The sequence below is a fragment of the Vibrio limimangrovi genome (assembly GCF_054064025.1).
On sequence record NZ_JBSUGF010000002.1, the window covers coordinates 83,214 to 100,533 of the forward strand.

The 17,320-nt window shown below is 44.8% G+C and carries 15 protein-coding genes; 7 read left to right on the forward strand and 8 right to left on the reverse strand.

Annotated elements, in window-relative coordinates:
* Positions 1-11: 11 nt before the first annotated feature.
* Positions 12-2,030, forward strand: a complete 2,019-nt coding sequence (gene mnmC, locus ACWYU8_RS02420) for a bifunctional tRNA (5-methylaminomethyl-2-thiouridine)(34)-methyltransferase MnmD/FAD-dependent 5-carboxymethylaminomethyl-2-thiouridine(34) oxidoreductase MnmC (protein ID WP_457516825.1) — start codon at positions 12-14, stop codon at positions 2,028-2,030.
* 198 nt (positions 2,031-2,228) lie between these two features.
* On the opposite strand, the gene ACWYU8_RS02425 is transcribed toward mnmC, so the two are convergent.
* The 3 genes from ACWYU8_RS02425 to ACWYU8_RS02435 all read right to left on the reverse strand — a co-directional run bounded on the left by ACWYU8_RS02425 (position 2,229) and on the right by ACWYU8_RS02435 (position 3,755).
* The gene (locus ACWYU8_RS02425) at positions 2,229-2,753 is read right to left on the reverse strand and encodes an NADPH-dependent FMN reductase (protein WP_457516827.1); all 525 of its coding nucleotides are present in this window, start codon (positions 2,751-2,753) and stop codon (positions 2,229-2,231) included.
* Between the two features lie 192 nt (positions 2,754-2,945).
* Complete coding sequence (locus ACWYU8_RS02430; RefSeq protein ID WP_457516829.1) at positions 2,946-3,209, reverse strand: YfcL family protein; 264 nt, start codon at positions 3,207-3,209, stop codon at positions 2,946-2,948.
* A gap of 15 nt (positions 3,210-3,224) precedes the next feature.
* Positions 3,225-3,755 carry an elongation factor P hydroxylase gene (locus ACWYU8_RS02435; protein ID WP_457517326.1) on the reverse strand — a complete coding sequence of 177 codons (531 nt, stop codon included), beginning with the start codon at positions 3,753-3,755 and terminating at the stop codon, positions 3,225-3,227.
* Positions 3,756-4,020: 265 nt separating this feature from the next.
* Between ACWYU8_RS02435 and ACWYU8_RS02440 the strand changes: the two genes are divergently transcribed.
* Positions 4,021-4,644: a trimeric intracellular cation channel family protein gene (locus ACWYU8_RS02440; protein ID WP_457516831.1), complete on the forward strand. Its 624-nt coding sequence runs from the start codon at positions 4,021-4,023 to the stop codon at positions 4,642-4,644.
* 72 nt (positions 4,645-4,716) lie between these two features.
* Here ACWYU8_RS02440 and aroC read toward each other — a convergent pair whose 3' ends face one another.
* Complete coding sequence (aroC, locus tag ACWYU8_RS02445) at positions 4,717-5,802, reverse strand: chorismate synthase (protein ID WP_457516833.1); 1,086 nt, start codon at positions 5,800-5,802, stop codon at positions 4,717-4,719.
* A 191-nt stretch (positions 5,803-5,993) separates the two neighbouring features.
* Positions 5,994-6,926 (reverse strand): 50S ribosomal protein L3 N(5)-glutamine methyltransferase, encoded by a 933-nt coding sequence (gene prmB / locus ACWYU8_RS02450; RefSeq protein WP_457516835.1) that lies wholly within the window; start codon positions 6,924-6,926, stop codon positions 5,994-5,996.
* A gap of 63 nt (positions 6,927-6,989) precedes the next feature.
* On the opposite strand from prmB, the gene smrB reads away from it, so the two are divergent.
* Positions 6,990-7,520: an endonuclease SmrB gene (gene smrB / locus ACWYU8_RS02455; RefSeq protein ID WP_457517328.1), complete on the forward strand. Its 531-nt coding sequence runs from the start codon at positions 6,990-6,992 to the stop codon at positions 7,518-7,520.
* A gap of 89 nt (positions 7,521-7,609) precedes the next feature.
* On the opposite strand, the gene sixA is transcribed toward smrB, so the two are convergent.
* On the reverse strand, positions 7,610-8,074 hold the full coding sequence (gene sixA / locus ACWYU8_RS02460; protein ID WP_457516837.1) for a phosphohistidine phosphatase SixA: 465 nt from the start codon (positions 8,072-8,074) through the stop codon (positions 7,610-7,612).
* A gap of 375 nt (positions 8,075-8,449) precedes the next feature.
* Between sixA and ACWYU8_RS02465 the strand changes: the two genes are divergently transcribed.
* Positions 8,450-11,227: an insulinase family protein gene (locus ACWYU8_RS02465; protein WP_457516839.1), complete on the forward strand. Its 2,778-nt coding sequence runs from the start codon at positions 8,450-8,452 to the stop codon at positions 11,225-11,227.
* A 125-nt stretch (positions 11,228-11,352) separates the two neighbouring features.
* Positions 11,353-11,601 (forward strand): CG2 omega domain protein, encoded by a 249-nt coding sequence (locus ACWYU8_RS02470; RefSeq protein WP_457516841.1) that lies wholly within the window; start codon positions 11,353-11,355, stop codon positions 11,599-11,601.
* A 68-nt stretch (positions 11,602-11,669) separates the two neighbouring features.
* Here the strand turns inward: ACWYU8_RS02470 and fadJ are convergent, their stop codons facing one another.
* Both fadJ and fadI read right to left on the reverse strand, forming a co-directional pair.
* Positions 11,670-13,781, reverse strand: coding sequence for a fatty acid oxidation complex subunit alpha FadJ (fadJ, locus tag ACWYU8_RS02475; RefSeq protein WP_457516843.1), 2,112 nt, complete (start codon positions 13,779-13,781; stop codon positions 11,670-11,672).
* Entirely contained in the window at positions 13,781-15,088 is a 1,308-nt protein-coding gene (fadI, locus tag ACWYU8_RS02480; protein WP_457516844.1) for an acetyl-CoA C-acyltransferase FadI, read from the reverse strand. Before fadI ends, fadJ begins: the two co-directional genes overlap by 1 nt.
* 790 nt (positions 15,089-15,878) lie before the next feature.
* Between fadI and ACWYU8_RS02485 the strand changes: the two genes are divergently transcribed.
* Both ACWYU8_RS02485 and ACWYU8_RS02490 read left to right on the forward strand, forming a co-directional pair.
* Positions 15,879-16,427: a sigma-70 family RNA polymerase sigma factor gene (locus ACWYU8_RS02485; protein WP_457517329.1), complete on the forward strand. Its 549-nt coding sequence runs from the start codon at positions 15,879-15,881 to the stop codon at positions 16,425-16,427.
* Positions 16,420-17,148 (forward strand): DUF3379 domain-containing protein, encoded by a 729-nt coding sequence (locus tag ACWYU8_RS02490; protein ID WP_457516846.1) that lies wholly within the window; start codon positions 16,420-16,422, stop codon positions 17,146-17,148. Before ACWYU8_RS02485 ends, ACWYU8_RS02490 begins: the two co-directional genes overlap by 8 nt.
* Positions 17,149-17,320 lie beyond the last annotated feature (172 nt).

Below are 17,320 nucleotides of genomic sequence, written 5' to 3' on the forward strand. Positions count from 1 at the left end.
TTTGCACCAATATGACTTCAATAAAAAATGCACAACTTGGTTGGAACGACTCTGGTACGCCAGTTTCTGACCAGTTTGATGATGTTTACTTCTCTAACGTAAACGGTCTTGAAGAGACACGCTACGTTTTCCTCAAAAAAAATCATCTTCCGGAAAGATGGCAGGATTTTGACCAACGACGCTTTGTCATTGGTGAAACCGGATTTGGCACCGGACTGAACTTCTTAGCGGTATGGCAATGGTTTGATGAGTTTCGTCGTGAAAATCCTGAGGCGACCTTAAAAGAGCTGCATTTCATCAGTTTTGAAAAATATCCGCTCAGTCAGGCTGACCTCAAAAAAGCACATCAAGCTTGGCCAGAGTTAGCAGAGTATGCAGAGAAACTACAAAAGCACTACCCGGCAGCCGTTCCTGAATGTCACCGAATTGTTCTGGAGGATGGCGCAATCACGCTCGACCTCTGGTTTGGTGATATCAAAGACTGCATGCCACAAGTGCCTTATGGTGAATCGGGCTTGATTGACGCCTGGTTTCTGGACGGCTTTGCCCCGAGCAAAAACCCAGAAATGTGGAATCAAGACTTGTTTAACGGCATGGCTAAGCTGGCAAAGCACAATTGTACCGTCGCGACATTTACCGCAGCAGGTTTTGTGCGCCGTGGGCTAATCGAAGCCGGATTTTCGATGGCGAAAGTAAAAGGATTTGGTACCAAACGAGAAATGATTGCCGGTGCAATGGAGCAGCGTCATGTACACTCAAATCATTTGCCATGGTTTAACCGAGTTGCAGCAAGTAAGCATGCTTCCATCGCCATCATTGGCGGCGGTATCGCCAGTGCAGCCTTAGCAAAAACACTGTGTCGTCGTGGCCAAAACGTCACGCTATACTGTAAAGATGATCTACCGGCTGAAGGCGCATCTGGCAACCGACAAGGTGCTGTTTATCCGCTACTTAATGGCCCGCACACAGGTGTATCTCGTGTGTTTGCACCCGCATTTCTGTTCGCGCGTCAGTTTGTTGAACAAGCCGCACAAGAATTCAGCTTTGACCACGATTGGTGTGGCGTCACCCAATTAATGTGGGATGACAAATCCACCGCAAAGTTAGAAAAAATCCTTGAAGGCAACTTTACGCCGGATCTGGTTCGTAAACTATCCGCCCAGGAAACAGCAGAGACGATTGGCTTACCCGTTGATATGCCTTCGTTGCACTATCCAATGGGAGGATGGCTATGCCCATCTCAGCTAACACGCGGATTAATCGCACAGCTTGAAAAGCAAGATAACTTTGAAGCTAAGTTAGGGCATAAAGTTCAAGTGTTAACTTGGAATGAAGCATCCCAAACTTGGACTCTGACAGCCAACGGCCAAACCTTTGAACACGACGCCGTTGTAATTGCGAATGGTCACGAGTTTAATTCATTGAGCCAATCTGCTGATTTGCCAATGGGTCAGGTGAAAGGTCAGGTAAGCCATGCTCCTGCAACGGAAACGCTCGTTAAACTGAAGTCGGTTCTTTGTTATGACGGCTACATGACGCCTGTTAATCCGAACAATCAACACCTGTGTATCGGTGCCAGCTACGACCGCAGTCACTTAGATTACGAGTTTGATGCCGAAGCGCAACGCGACAATGCTGACAAGCTCGTCAAGTGTGTGCCAAATCAGACATGGACCAACGAAGTCGACACAACAGGTAACCTGTCTCGCCAGGGCATTCGCTGTGTAAGCCGTGATCATTTGCCATTCGTCGGTAATGTAGGTGATTTTGAGACCATCAAAACGCAATATGCCGAGTTACAGCATCAGAAAGAAGAGGAAATAGAAGCGATTCACCAGTTCCCTAACCTGTTTTGCTTTTTGGGTTTAGGTTCTCGCGGACTGAGTTCTGCGCCACTGATGGCAGAACTGCTGGCCTCGCAAATCTGTGGTGATCCACTGCCGTTGCCTGTGGATGTGTTAACAGAGTTACACCCAAGCCGAATGTGGGTACGTAAACTGCGTAAAGGTAAAGCGATTACCGAACTTTAGTGAAGTTGAGGTAAATACTAAAAAGCGTGGTCTGGAATATCTTAATAACCAAGTGTTATTGGGAAAATCCCTACTAACCACGCTTATCTCGAAGGAATGACAGTGTTTAGAGAGAAGTGGGGGCTGATACCACTCACTAAACACATGTGCCATTCCCGAGAAATACGAAGAAAACGTTGTCAGAAAATCTATCCTGCTTTATGCCAATTGAGCAACCGCTTGTTTAACTTGCTCAGCAATTTCTGCGTTTAGGCTTGAACCAGTTTCTACATCAAAATTATCGTAGTAGTTTGGTACTGACAACGACGCTTTTACATCTGCGCCAAAGAACTGTGCAGAACCTGTTGCCGCAGCCAAGACACTTTGCGCGCCGCCAGGGCCAGGCGAGGTTGCCAGGTAAACAACCGGCTTATTTTGGAATACGTTGCGCTCAATACGCGTCGCCCAGTCAAACAAGTTTTTGTACGCTGCTGCGTATGAACCGTTGTGCTCAGCGAAGGAAACGACGATTGCATCCGCTTGCTCTAATTCTCTCAGGAAAGCAATTGCGCCTTCAGCCTGACCGATCTCTTTCTCAGTGTCTTCGCTAAACATTGGAACTTGATAGTTGTTTAAGTCCAATACGTTCACTTGAGCACCTTCGACTTGTTTAGCCGCGAACGTTGCAAGTTCTTTATTGATTGAAGTTGAGCTGGTAGAAGCACCAAATGCGACGATTTTCATGGTTATATCCTTTTGTTCACTCTTTATGCAATCAGAATAAAAGTTAATGAGTTGGCCTACAACCACAAAAATTTTACGGAGAGATTCAAATTTTTCGAAGTAGAGACCGAGTACTACTTCGAAAAATGTAGAAATGTAGAAATGTAGAAATGTAGAAATGTAGAAATGTAGAAATGTAGAAATGTAGAGCGATTAAATCTGAGCCTGTAGCTCTTGCCATAGATCTTTAACGATAATGCGGTCCGATGGGCTCAGCTCTGTGCGTGCTTCATCTAAGCTATTTGCAATACGCGCTTTCAGCTCATCGATATCATTGATGCCTTCTTCTTCACAAGAAGCAGCAGATAGAGAGATGTGACCACGCAGATAACCACCAGCAAACAGTTCATCATCGGATGCCGATTCAATACGCGTATCAATCAGTTCCAGTAGTTTTTCTTCAAATTCAATAATCATGGTGTATCTCTGAGGTTATTTAACGATAAAGTCAGACGCTTCCAGCGGCTTAGTCCGGTAAAAAGTGCAAAGGGCTTCTGAAAGGATTTTTACTCGCAGTGGCAATCCTGCTTCTAAGATACCTAACACTTCGTTATGCACTTTATGCATAAAACCAAGCCTATCTGGTTCAAAATCGCCGTGTAGATTGTCACAACTAACGGTAAAAGGGAAGCCAGCACTTTTCGACAACAACCATTCGTACGCTTGAGGACGCACTTCCACTTTCTCGAACTCTGCTTGAACCTCTTCGGTACGGCCATCTGGCTCATACCAATAGCCAAAATCCTCCAACAAACGTCTTTCAGGGCCAGCTACGCACCAATGCGAGATTTCATGAAGCGCGGAAGCATAGAATCCACGAGCAAAAATAATCCGATGATTAGGGTGCTCGTCATCAGCAGGAAGGTAGATGGGTTCATCAGCACCCAACTCTAGTTTCGTATTAAAAGATTCAAGAAATGTGTTGTTAAATATGGTGATAAGGTCTTGATAGTCGTGGGTCATCATCGATTCAGTCGTTTATACGGGCGTACGCTGCGTATTGTCGCTGTTTTTATCCAGATCGTAAAGCCACACAACAGGTTTGGTTATTAGCTCAATTTATCTGAAAGAGCCTTTGCCCATATAATTTCTCATTCGTCACCGATCACATTTCACTCTACACTCACGTCTTATTTTATGCTCCTAGATGATTAGAGCATTTTGCTAGGTTTGAACCACTTACCCCAGCCTTTCAAACCCTGTTAATATTTTATTTTGAGTGTCCCTTATGCTGCTAAGTGTGTTGTATGTCATTGGTATCACGGCTGAAGCCATGACTGGTGCGTTAAGTGCCGGACGAAGAAAAATGGATTGGTTTGGTGTGATGTTGGTTGCAAGCGCAACGGCAATCGGTGGTGGCACTGTCCGTGACATCTTGTTGGGACATTATCCGCTCGGCTGGGTAAAAAACCCGGAGTTTCTTGCTATTACTTGTCTCGCGGGTATTTTGACAACTGGATTAGCAAAGTGGGTGATCAAGCTTAAAGGCTTATTTATTCGTTTAGATGCGCTTGGTTTGATCGTATTTAGTATCATAGGCACCAAAGTCGCGCTTGATATGGGACTGCATTCTGGCATCTGCATGGTTTCTGCATTGGTGACTGGCGTATTTGGCGGGCTACTTCGTGACCTGATTTGTCGTCAGACTCCGTTAGTACTGCATGAAGAGCTCTACGCATCCGTAGCATTAATCGCTTCTGGTCTGTACTTAGCATTATTAGAATTTAATGTACCGGACGTCACGGCCACTATCGTGACGCTGGTAATTGGCTATGTGTTGCGTATGGCCGCAGTCCGATTTAAATGGCGCTTACCCTCTTTCCATTTGGAAACTGAAAGCTCACTTCATTAATCTGATGCGATAAAGTGCAGATAAAAGAAAAGGTTGCTTTAACAGCAACCTTTTTTTTATTCGCATCGAGGCTTAAATTTTTGGTGTTTCTGTTGTGACATTATAGTTCTGACCACGGTGACGCAGTAAGTGATCCATAACGACAATCGCCAGCATTGCTTCAGCGATTGGCACAGCACGAATACCAACACAAGGATCGTGACGACCTTTGGTGATCAACTGAGTCGGTTCGCCATCTTTGGTTATCGTGTCACCAGGAACCGTGATACTTGACGTCGGCTTAAGCGCAATATTTGCCACAATATCCTGGCCGGTTGAGATACCACCAAGAATACCACCAGCATGGTTGCTACCAAACCCTTGTGGAGAAAGCGGGTCTCGGTGCTGGCTGCCTCGTTGATTGACAACATCAAAGCCATCGCCAATCTCAACACCTTTCACTGCGTTGATGCTCATTAGAGCGTGGGCGATATCGGCATCTAAACGATCAAATACTGGCTCACCAAGACCAACAGGTACATTGGTCGCAACAACCTGAATCTTAGCGCCAATCGAGTCACCTTCTTTTTTCAGGTCACGGATGAGCTGATCAAACGCTTCAACTTTATCGACATCAGGACAGAAGAACGCGTTATTTTCAATTTCATCCCAATCGACTTTGTCGATAGAAACATCGCCCATTTGCGCTAAGTAAGCTCGGATTTCTACACCAAACTCATCTTTCAGGTATTTTTTCGCAATCGCACCTGCTGCAACACGCATCGCAGTTTCACGAGCTGACGAACGGCCGCCACCACGATAATCACGAATGCCGTATTTTTGATGATAAGTGTAGTCAGCGTGCCCCGGGCGGAACTTATCTTTAATGTCTGAGTAATCTTTCGAGCGTTGATCGGTGTTTTCAATCAAAAGACCGATTGATGTGCCCGTTGTTTTACCTTCAAACACGCCAGAAAGTATTTTCACTTCATCCGGCTCGCGACGCTGTGTAGTGTAACGTGATGTGCCAGGACGACGACGGTCAAGATCCACTTGCAGATCTGCTTCTGTAATTTCTAGTCCTGGAGGACATCCGTCTACGATACATCCCAGTGCGATACCGTGACTTTCCCCGAATGTCGTCACTCGGAAATGTTGTCCGATACTGTTTCCTGCCATTACTTCCTCAAGTTCTTGTCGCCACGTCTGCTTGAACTCAGACGCAACTGCTTGTCAATTCTTCGTGGATTCATAGTCGCTTTATTACGTTTTGATGTAAAGAGTAAATCTTCACTTAATCGCCATAGAAAGCGCATAAAAAAACACCGAGCACTACGCTCGGTGTTTTAACAGTTTACTTTGAAACAATATTAGTCTTTGTACAATTTGAATTCTTCTGCACATTCAACCAGTTGGTCGTAAGTCAGCATAAATACGCCGTGACCGCCGTTCTCAAACTCAATCCAGGTAAATGGGATATGAGGGTATTGTTCCATCATGTGAACCATTGAATTACCTACTTCACAGATCAGGATACCGTTGTCGGTCAGATAATCAGGCGCATTAGCAAGTATACGACGCACCAGTTTCAAGCCATCTGTACCCGCAGCAAGACCCAACTCAGGCTCATGAGTAAACTCGTCTGGCAGGCTGTTCATATCTTCTTGATCCACGTATGGTGGGTTCGACACGATCAGGTTGTATTTCTCTTTTGGAAGATCACGGAACAGGTCTGAACGAATTGGGAACACTTGCTGTTCCATACCGTGATCCTGAACATTTATTTCAGCCACTTGCAGCGCGTCTGTGGAGATATCGATAGCATCCACTTCCGCATCCGGGAATGCATGCGCACACGCAATAGCAATGCAACCACTGCCGGTACACATGTCCATGATACGCGTTGGCTCTTCCACCAACCAAGGTTGGAACTCAGCTTGAATCAGTTCACCAATTGGAGAACGTGGCACAAGTACGCGCTCGTCTACGAAGAACTCAAGACCACAGAACCACGCCTTGTTGGTTAGGTAAGCCGTTGGCGTACGATCGTTGATACGTTTTACAACACGCTCAACAATGCGCAGACGCTCACTGCTCGTCAAGCGAGAGTTCAATACATGTGGAGGCACATCAATAGGCAAGTATAAGGTTGGCAGGATGAGCTGAACTGCTTCATCCCACGCGTTGTCAGTGCCATGACCGTAAAACAGGTTCGCTGCATTAAAGCGACTTACCGTCCAACGAATCATATCTTGAAGGGTATGTAGCTCCGATACCGCTTCTTCTACAAAAATCTTATCCAAAATTGCCTCCGAAAAGCGCTACAATACTGCCAATAAAGTTTATTAATGAAATTATTTACCCTAATGAACAAAAAAGACACCGAACACGATGACGATTTCGCCTTGTTTAAGGAAGCAGTACAGGGCGTAAAAAAGTTGCGACAGGATACCATAATCCAGCAACCAAAAAAAAATTCTCAGCAAAAAGAAATCAAGCGCTCAAATCGCGAAGCGAGTGACGCCGAATTTTACTTTTCCGATGAGTTTGTTCCTCTGTTGAGTGAAGAGGGGCCAACTCGTTATGCACGTAGTGATGTTTCTACCTATGAGGTAAAACGTCTTCGCCGTGGCGTTTATGTGCCTGATGTGTTCCTCGACATGCATGGAATGACACAACTGGAAGCCAAGCGTGAACTCGGCGCGATGATCGCTTACTGCGTAAAAAACGAGATTCACTGTGCCTGTGTCCAACACGGGATTGGCAAACATATCCTCAAGCAAAAAACGCCATTGTGGCTGGCTCAACACCCGGACGTTATGGCCTTTCATCAAGCACCATTAGAGTTTGGTGGTGACGGCGCACTACTCGTCTTACTCTCTATTCCTGAGAAGTAATACCCGCACTAAAAATCTATTTCTCACGCAAATAATCCCTCACTCAAACAATAAAGGCAGGATTATCCTGCCTTTAGTCTACCTGTATTTTATGGCGTGATATGCCAGAGTATTTCACCCTGTTGGGTTTGAGGGTTATATTCCAAACAAACCAAACCCGATGTTGAAAACATTGGCGGATCCATATCCCTAACAAACTCTGCGGTTAAATAACCAACCAAAGGTAAATGTGAGACGAACAACAAAGATTCAAGCTTTTCTATTTCAATCAACGCGTTAGTATAGTCGAATACGCATTCAGATTGACCATAAGGTGTGATATCTTCGATGGTTTCAATGCTTTTGGCTGAAAAATACGCGCTGATTTCTTGCCACGTCTGCTGAGCACGAATGTACGGACTCACCAGTACTTTATCGAATTGAGTACAGCCTTGCTCTTTACAAGCCCGGGCCACAGCCTCTGACTCATCTCTGCCTCTTTGGGTCAGTTGTCTGGCTGCGTCAGAATCCGCAAAGTGTTCAGCTTCGCCATGACGCATAATGAATATTTTCATGTTATTTCCTATGGATAGCTAACGCTACCAAAAGGTTGACTGCTATCTTTAATAAGACAATCGGGGCTAAATTAATAATGACGAAACAAATATACTGATATAATTATCGGCTCATTATACCAATTCGCTTGCCAAAGATAGCGACTTTCTTAACAATCTATTAAAAAAGAATATACTCAGTTCATCACTGCGAGACCACGTCATGAACTCAGTGCATTCCTTCAAACAGCCCTACCCCGTACGCAAAAGCGATGGGTCTATGCAGTAGTCTTACGAAGAACAAAAACGCAAAGAGCAGTATTTGTCGAAGCACAACATTTGCGCTGCCCCTGTGAGGGTTCATAATTACTATAATGCGAAATCTGGAGACGCATCGTGCATTTAAGTCCTAACGATTCAAATCAATACCGCTACATTACTTTGAGTAATGATCTGCGTGTGTTGATGATTCATTCCGATACCGCTCAACAGTCGGCAGCCGCACTAGCCGTGAACGTCGGACACTTTGACGACCCTGAAGATCGTCAGGGTCTGGCACACTATCTAGAACACATGCTTTTTTTGGGTACGGAAAAATACCCTAAAGTAGGCGAATTTCAAAGCTATATTAGTCAACACGGCGGTACGAATAACGCATGGACCGGGACAGAGCACACCTGTTTCTTCTTCGATGTAACCCCAAATGCGTTTGAAAGTGCTTTAGATCGCTTCAGTCAGTTCTTTACCGCACCATTGTTTAATGAAGAGGCGTTAGATAAAGAACGCCAAGCTGTTGATTCAGAATATAAGCTTAAACTGAATGATGATTCACGCCGCTTGTATCAGGTAAATAAAGAGGTTATCAATCCTGATCACCCTTTCTCCAAGTTCTCTGTCGGTAATTCAGATACGCTCGGTGACAGAGAGGGAAAATCCATACGTGATGAAATCGTCGAGTTTCATCACTCAGAATATTCTGCCGATCTGATGACTCTGACGCTGTTTGGTCCACAATCTCTCGATGATCAGCAAACGTGGGTAGAACGCATGTTTGCGGAGATTCCTAATCATAACTTGAAAGGAAAATCGATTGATGTACCGATTGGTACGGATAACAGCACCGGTATATTCGTTCAGATTGAGCCTATCAAAGAATTCAGAAAGTTAATTCTAACCTTCCCGATGCCCGGAATGGATGAGTACTACGGCACAAAACCCCTCTCCTATTTTGCGCACTTACTGGGCTATGAAGGGCAAGGCAGCTTAATGATTCAGCTTAAGAATAAGGGATGGATCACTTCTCTTTCTGCTGGTGGCGGAGCAAGTGGCAGTAATTATAGAGATTTCACCGTAAGCTGCACACTCACACCAATTGGTTTAGATCATGTCGATGACATCGTTCAGGCGATTTTTCAATATTTGACCCTCGTGAGACAAGAAGGCTTCGACGAATGGCGCTATCTTGAAAAACAGGCAGTGCTTGAATCCGCATTTCGTTTCCAGGAACCTTCACGCCCACTCGATTTAGTCAGCCATCTTGTGGTCAATATGCAGCATTATCAGCCGCACGATACCATTTATGGCGATTATAAAATGGCAGGCTATGACGAAGATCTGCAGCGTTCACTTTTGAAGTATTTCAGCGTCGATAATGTACGAGTGACGTTAATTGCCAAAGGGCTGCACTATGACCGTAGCGCAGAATGGTATTTCACTCCTTACTCGGTAACACCGTTTACCAGTGAACAGATACGTTTCTTTCATCAAATCGATCCACGTTGGCAATTTGAGTTACCAGAGAAGAACCCGTATATCTGCTACGATTTAGACCCGATGCCACTCGAAGATGGCGGTTCATTACCTGAGTTAATTGAAGATCTGGAAGGCTTCCGGCTATGGCATTTACAAGATGATGAATTTAGAGTGCCGAAAGGCGTGCTATACATTGCAATAGACAGTTCTCACGCGGTCGCGTCACCGAAAAATATCGTAAAAACCCGCCTCTGTGTTGAAATGTTTCTCGACTCATTGGCACAAGAAACCTACCAAGCCGAAATTGCAGGCATGGGCTACAACATGTATGCCCATCAAGGTGGAGTGACGCTAACATTATCTGGTTTTAGCCAAAAACTTCCACAGCTGTTGGACATGATCTTGCGCCGCTTCGCTGCTCGTGAGTTCAGTCAGGCTCGTTTTGATACTATAAAACAACAACTATTGCGTAATTGGCGTAATTCAGCTCAAGATCGTCCCATTTCACAACTATTCAATTCATTAACTGGATTATTGCAACCAAACAATCCTCCGTTTGCCACACTTGCTGAAGCACTTGAACAAATTGAAGTCGATGAGCTCTCGGTTTTCGTAGAGTCAATTCTCGCTGAATTACACGTAGAAATGTTTGTCTATGGCGACTGGCAACGTCAGCAAGCACACGATATGGCAACCACATTGAAAGATGCATTACGTGTCCATGAACAGCGTTATGAAGAAGCACTGCGCCCATTAGTGATGCTGGGTCAAAACGGCAGCTTTCAGCGAGAAGTTAACTGCAACCAACAAGACTCTGCGGTGGTAATTTACCACCAATGTGAGGATATCGAACCACGCAGCATCGCGCTTTACTCACTGGCAAATCACTTGATGTCAGCTACTTTTTTTCACGAAATTCGTACCAAGCAGCAACTAGGCTATATGGTGGGTACTGGTAACATGCCGCTAAACCGTCACCCTGGCATTGTCCTTTATGTTCAATCGCCAAACGCCGCGCCTGCAGAGCTGGTAACTTCAATCGATGAGTTTTTAAATGCCTTTTATATGGTGCTTCTTGAACTCAGCGATTATCAATGGCACACCAGTAAACGTGGCCTCTGGAATCAGATATCCACTCCGGACACGACGCTTCGCGGACGAGCGCAACGACTTTGGGTTGCTATTGGCAATAAAGACATTGAGTTTAACCAACGGGAAACCGTATTGGCCGAGCTGAAAAAACTCACTCGTGCGGATATGATCCGTTTCGTCGTGAACGAGCTAAAGCCTAGGACGGCCAACCGATTGGTGATGCATTCACAGGGGCAGGCTCACATTGATGACCCCCGAATACATTTAGGCCAAGAGATTGGCTCCATTGAAGAGTTCCAGCTACGACCAAAAGATTGCGGATTGGGATAAAAAGACTTTAGTTTCGGATAAAATTGGCGGAAATTTGAAATAACGACATTGCAGTTTATGCTCTAATTAGCTTATGCTCCAATTAGCTTATACTCAAATTACAACTACTTGCATATGAGGCATTTATGAAAAAACTACTAGTACTTGCTGCTATTTTACTACCACTGGGAACTGCCCATGCAGAAATCACAGTAAAAGGTGATGACTTTGAACTGAGTAAAGACTGTGTTCGCTTGAGCGGTGACAATATCTCTGTGAAGTCAGATGACTGTACTTCTAAAAATTGGGATAAAGACAAGAAGGGTAATGCGAGCGTTCACGGTGATGACAACCCAGGTCAGGGTCACAAAGATAAAAAAGACAAGAAGAAATAACCTCTTCTGCAAAATTAAGAAAGGCTTGCGAGATGCAAGCCTTTTATTTGTCTGTCGAATTTCAGAGTTTAGTAGAACGTGCGCTCTTCACCAGCTCGGGTCAATAAACCGTCACACGGAGCAAAGCGATCGCCGTATTTCGACGCAAACTCGTTCATTTTTTCAACCAGTTCTTTCAAACCAAACTGATCCATATAACGGAAAGGGCCACCCAGGAACGGCGGGAAACCAATACCGAAAATCGCTCCGATATCACCATCACGCGGCGAGCGGATAATACCATCATCTAAACAGCGTACCGCTTCATTCAACATTGGCAGCACACAACGTAGTGCAATGTCGTTATCGTTTAGCTTAGACTCTGGATCCAGCTTCAACAGCTTGTAGACTGACTTATCGACTTCTTTCTTCTTGCCTTTGTAAGTGTAAAAGCCCTTGCCACTCTTACGGCCTTTTCGGCCATCATTAAGCAGCGTCTCGAATACATCCGGACCTTTAAACCGCTCACCCAACTCGTTTATCAGAATCGGCATGATCTTCGCGCCAATATCCAAGCCCACTTCATCAAGTAGTGTAATTGGCCCAACCGGGAAACCAAAATCGAGCAACGCGTTATCTATTTTCTCAATCGGTTCGTTTGCCAGCAACATATGTGCAGCTTCGTTCATGTAAGGCGCAAGAATACGGTTGACGTAGAAACCCGCTTTATCTTTCACCACGATTGGCGTTTTACCCTGTTTCTTGGCTAACGCCACAACCGTAGAGATCGTCTCATCGGATGTGGTTTCATGCGGAATAACCTCCACCAGCGGCATTTTTTCTACCGGACTGAAGTAGTGTAACCCCACTATGTTCTCTGGTCGTGCCGCTCTTTCAGCAATCTTATGAATGGGCAACGACGAGGTATTGGTGGCAAAGATGGTTTCTGGCTTCGCGTTGGTTTCAATATCGGCGACCATCTGCTGTTTTAAATCAAGGTCCTCAAAAACCGCCTCAATGACCACATCAAGTTGGTTGTAGCCAGTAAAATCGATGCCACCAGATAGTTGCATCATTTTTGCCTGAAGTTCCGCTTTAGAGAGAATTCGACGCTTACGTTGTTTTTCAAACAGCTTGTAGTTGTAGTTCAACGCATTCAACACGCCATCATTACTCACATCTTTAATGCGAACGGGCACTTTTGCTTTCGCCACCGATACATGGCTAATACCGGCGCCCATCAAACCACCACCAAGTACACCGACTTTTTTCACTCTAGCAGGCTTGGCATCCGAACCGTGTTCTTTTTTCATCTCCGTTGTCGCGAAGAAGATAGAACGCAACGCTTTCGATTCTGCGCTCATCACCAGTTCACCAAAGCGCTTCGCTTCGAGTTCCTGCCCCTTCACCAATCCTTTTTCAAGACCATGCTGGATAACGTCCAGAATCGCTACCGTTGCTGGGTAATTTCCCCGGGTTTTCTCTTTGGTTTTCTTCGCTGCCTGCTCAAAGATAAACTTACGCCCCAACCCACTGCCAGATATCAGTTTTTCTTTAGCTGACTGCTTCTTCTTGCCTTTATTTTTACCTTTGGCAAGCAATTGCTTAGCAACATCGAGCAAAATCGTCTCTGGTACACAGGCATCTACTACTCCAAGCTTTTGGGCTTTTTTGGCACGGAGCTGTTTACCCGTCAGGATTAAATCGAGCGAAGGTAACAGGCCAATTAATCGAGGCAAACGCTGAGTGCCACCAGAACCAGGTAACAGACCTAATTGCACTTCTGGCAAACCTAAACGTGTAATATCTGATTCCGTACAAACACGGTAATCACACGCCAGAGCCAGCTCTAAACCACCACCCAAACAGGGGCCATGAATGGCAGCCACAACCGGAAAAGGCAGGTCAGACAGTTGCTGGAAAAGCGCTTGGCCTTGTTTCGCCAATGCTTCTGCTTCACCTGCGGTCGTACACGCATCAAGCATGCGAACATCGGCACCCGCAACGAAGTTATCAGGTTTCAGGGAATGAATGATCATTCCTTTCACGCCAGTGGAATCTTTCAGTTGAGTGAAGATATCATTCATCTCTTCAGCAAAAACTGCCTGCAGCGTGTTCATTTTTTCATTAGGGACATCAATAGCCAACCAAGCAATGTTCTGCTCGTCTATTTTCAGACTAAATGCTTTTTGCTCGCTCATTACTCAACCTCCAGAATCATGGCGGCACCTAGACCACCCGCCGCACACGCGGTGTTCAATGCAATACCACCACCTCGACGTTTTAACTCACGCAGTGTTTGCGTCATCATACGTGCGCCTGTTGCAGCAAATGGGTGACCATATGCAATCGATCCGCCAAGTACGTTGAATTTATCCATGTCGATTTCACCAATGGCTTTTGAACGACCAAGGTTTTCTTGAGCAAACTTATCAGAGGCAAACATTTTTACGTTGGCCAATGCCTGAGCAGCAAAGGCTTCATGCATATCAATTAAAGTAAGATCCGACAATTCCAGTCCCGTGTTTTCCAGTACCTTCGCGGTCGCATAAGATGGGCCCATTAACATGTCAGTTTGCACGCCAATAGCAGAAAAAGCATAACCGCGAATGTAACCCAGGATTTCCATACCGAGCTCTTTCGCTTTACCTTCACGCATTAGCATCACAGCAGCACCGCCATCGGTCAGAGGTGTACTGTTTGCTGCCGTTACACTGCCGTATTGGCGGTCAAATGCAGGGCGCAGTTTCGCGTATCCCTCTAACGTTGAGTCATGACGAACATTATTGTCTTCGGAGATCCACTTTCTGTAAGGTTCAGGAAACGCGGTCATCACTTCTCCCTGAATCTTGCCCTCTTTCCACGCCAGAGAAGCCAGAGTATGAGAGCGATGTGCGAGCGCATCTTGGTCAGCACGGGAAATACCGTGTGTTTTTGCCATCTGCTCAGCCGTTTGCCCCATTGATAATCCAGTAGAATATTCAGCAACCGCCGGAGGGACTGGCATTAAATCTTTGAAGCTGATGTTTTTGAGAATACTGAGCTTCTGACCGAGTGTTTTAGTCTTGCTCAGAGCCAGCAGGTTAGCAGCTAATTTTTTTGAAACACCGATCGGCAAGACTGATGATGAATCAGCACCGCCGGCTATACCGATATCAATCGTGCCAGCCATAATACTTTCGGCCACATTAACGGCAGCCTGAAAGCTCGTCGCACATGCGCGGGTCACGCTGTAAGCATCCGTATGAACACTCATTCCAGTCCCCAATACTATTTCACGAGCGATATTAGGAGCTTCTGGCATTTGTACCACTTGTCCAAATACCACTTGTTCAATTAATTTCGGATCAATATCGGTTCGAGCAAGCATTTCACTTACTACCATTTTCCCTAAATCGACCGCTGGCACTTGGCTAAATTCCGTGCTTTGACGAGCAAAGGGAGTTCGAAGCCCTGCGACAATAGCAACGCGTTCACCATGGCGCGTTTTTACTTCCTGCTTGCCCATTATTTCTCCTTAATTAACAAGAGGTCTGACCTGACACATTGTAATCAGTTTGTTAATTTTCTCAAAGGTGTGTGTAGATAAACGTGAAGTAAGTAGATCAATTACTCTAATTCACATGTACTTATAACGATTTATGCTTATGACGATTGTAAGCAAATCGCGATAACTCTTAGCCCGCTAATATACCGATTTAATTAAACTTTTAGTCTAGTGTTGAATTGTTGATTGTAAATTTTATGCTCTGATCATGGCCTTACTTCGTTTGTGATGGATCATGCCGCATACACAATTAACCGACGATGAATAATGAAGCAAGTTGAATAAAGGCTAGGTCAGAAAAGCAAAATTGAGGCAAAAAAAAACCACACAGAACTGTGTGGTCGGAATATCTATAAAAACAATTAACTTACGCCAATTGAACATTAATCAGTTTCCTGATTAGGAGAAAGTAAAGTCAGCCTTCAAAAGGAAGTGTCATCTTGCTCAACATGTTAGCCACGAGGACCAACGAGATGACAGGAGTTACTATAACCCCTTCACTGATCGAGTTTTTGAAATAGATCAATTTTATATTGATTATCGCCTTTTAGAGCGATCTAATTTTTTCATGCCGCCAAATAGGTAATGCATTTCCCTCTTTCTTAATTTTTTTAACTCAATCGAAATAACAAGTTCCAGAGTGAAGGCGCCGGAACGGAGTTGATGATACTGCTACACTCATCTTGTATATCCAAATGGCCACGATGTGCCTGGTTACGAGAAAACGGAGGCTCTTGCAGCCATGTTTAACATGTTTGGAAAGAAAAAATCCAACAGTCCGGTCAACTCTGATATGGACAAACAAAGAAAATATGAATCGCTCGTTCGGGGCTATCATCGTGATTTATATCGCTATGCCTACTGGCTAAGCAAAGATAAAGCCGTTGCCGAAGATTTGGTGCAGGAAACTTGTCTTCGTGCATGGAAATCTCTCGATAGCTTACAGGATGAAAAAGCCGCCAAGTCTTGGCTTATTACCATACTAAGGCGAGAAAACGCACGCCGATTCGAACGCAAACAATTTGATTTAGTAGATATCGATGATTATGGCAACGATGCGAAGGTCAGCGACGACCCTCATCATCAGCAACAGTGGCTTCAGGCACAGATCATGAAGTTAGACGTCGAATATCGTGAACCTTTATTTCTGCAAGTCGTGGGTGGTTTCAGTGGAGAAGAAATCGGCGACATCCTCGAACTCAACATAAACACCGTTATGACTCGGTTGTTCCGGGCTCGTAATCAACTTAAAGAGATGCTGGATTCTCAAGATACTAAAAGAGGACAAAAAAATGGATGATTTAGAATTTCGTCGCCGTATTTTGTCGAATCCAAAACAAAAGGATGAAAAGATACTTCAGGCCTTGGCTGGTAACAACTCCAATCATAAGTTTGTTGAAGACGTTCTGGATCTTGATGAAAAAATTAAAAAGGCGATGAATGTAGACGTTCCGGAAGATCTTGCCGACAAAATTTTATTTAGCCAAAGCTCAAACACTTGGGAAGAAAAAGTCGTGAGACCGACCTTTGCCCGAAGAGCCATGGCGCTGGCTGCATCAGTCGCATTCGTTGCAGGCTTGTTGGTTGGCCAAATCAACTGGAGTAGCATTATTGTCTCACCAGCCCAGGCAACACTAGCAGATACCGCAATCAAACACGTGATAAACGAAGAGCCTTTTGTTGACAACTTGGACGAAAATGTACCGAGTACATTCATTAACGCAAAAATGTATCCGCTACGTTTTCAGTTTAATCAGAACTTTCCATATCACGTCTATTACTTAAATCACTGTGGATTCGGCGAGTCCAATGCCGTGCATATGGTTTTTCAGGGCAAGAAAGGTAAAGTCACCCTGTTCATTACCGGAATATCAAGCGAACAAGCCGTAGATTTCAACAAAGAAGGCATGAGCGGTATTGTTCAGCCTATTGGCAACGCAAGTATGATTTTGGTGGGTCAGCAGGGCGAGGATATCAACACTATCGCTCGTGAACTGACACCTCTTATCCAACCTATGTAATAAATTGAAACAAAGTTAGCTCAACTTCTGGTGCCGCGAGTTGTTGTCACATCGCGGCATCGTCTCTCCCTTGAATACGCAAACGTTTACCTAAAACACTCCAAATAGAGCATTAACTCTAATTATTGCAATTTAGATGCAATTTCCATGCATTTGACATCATTTCTGCTAT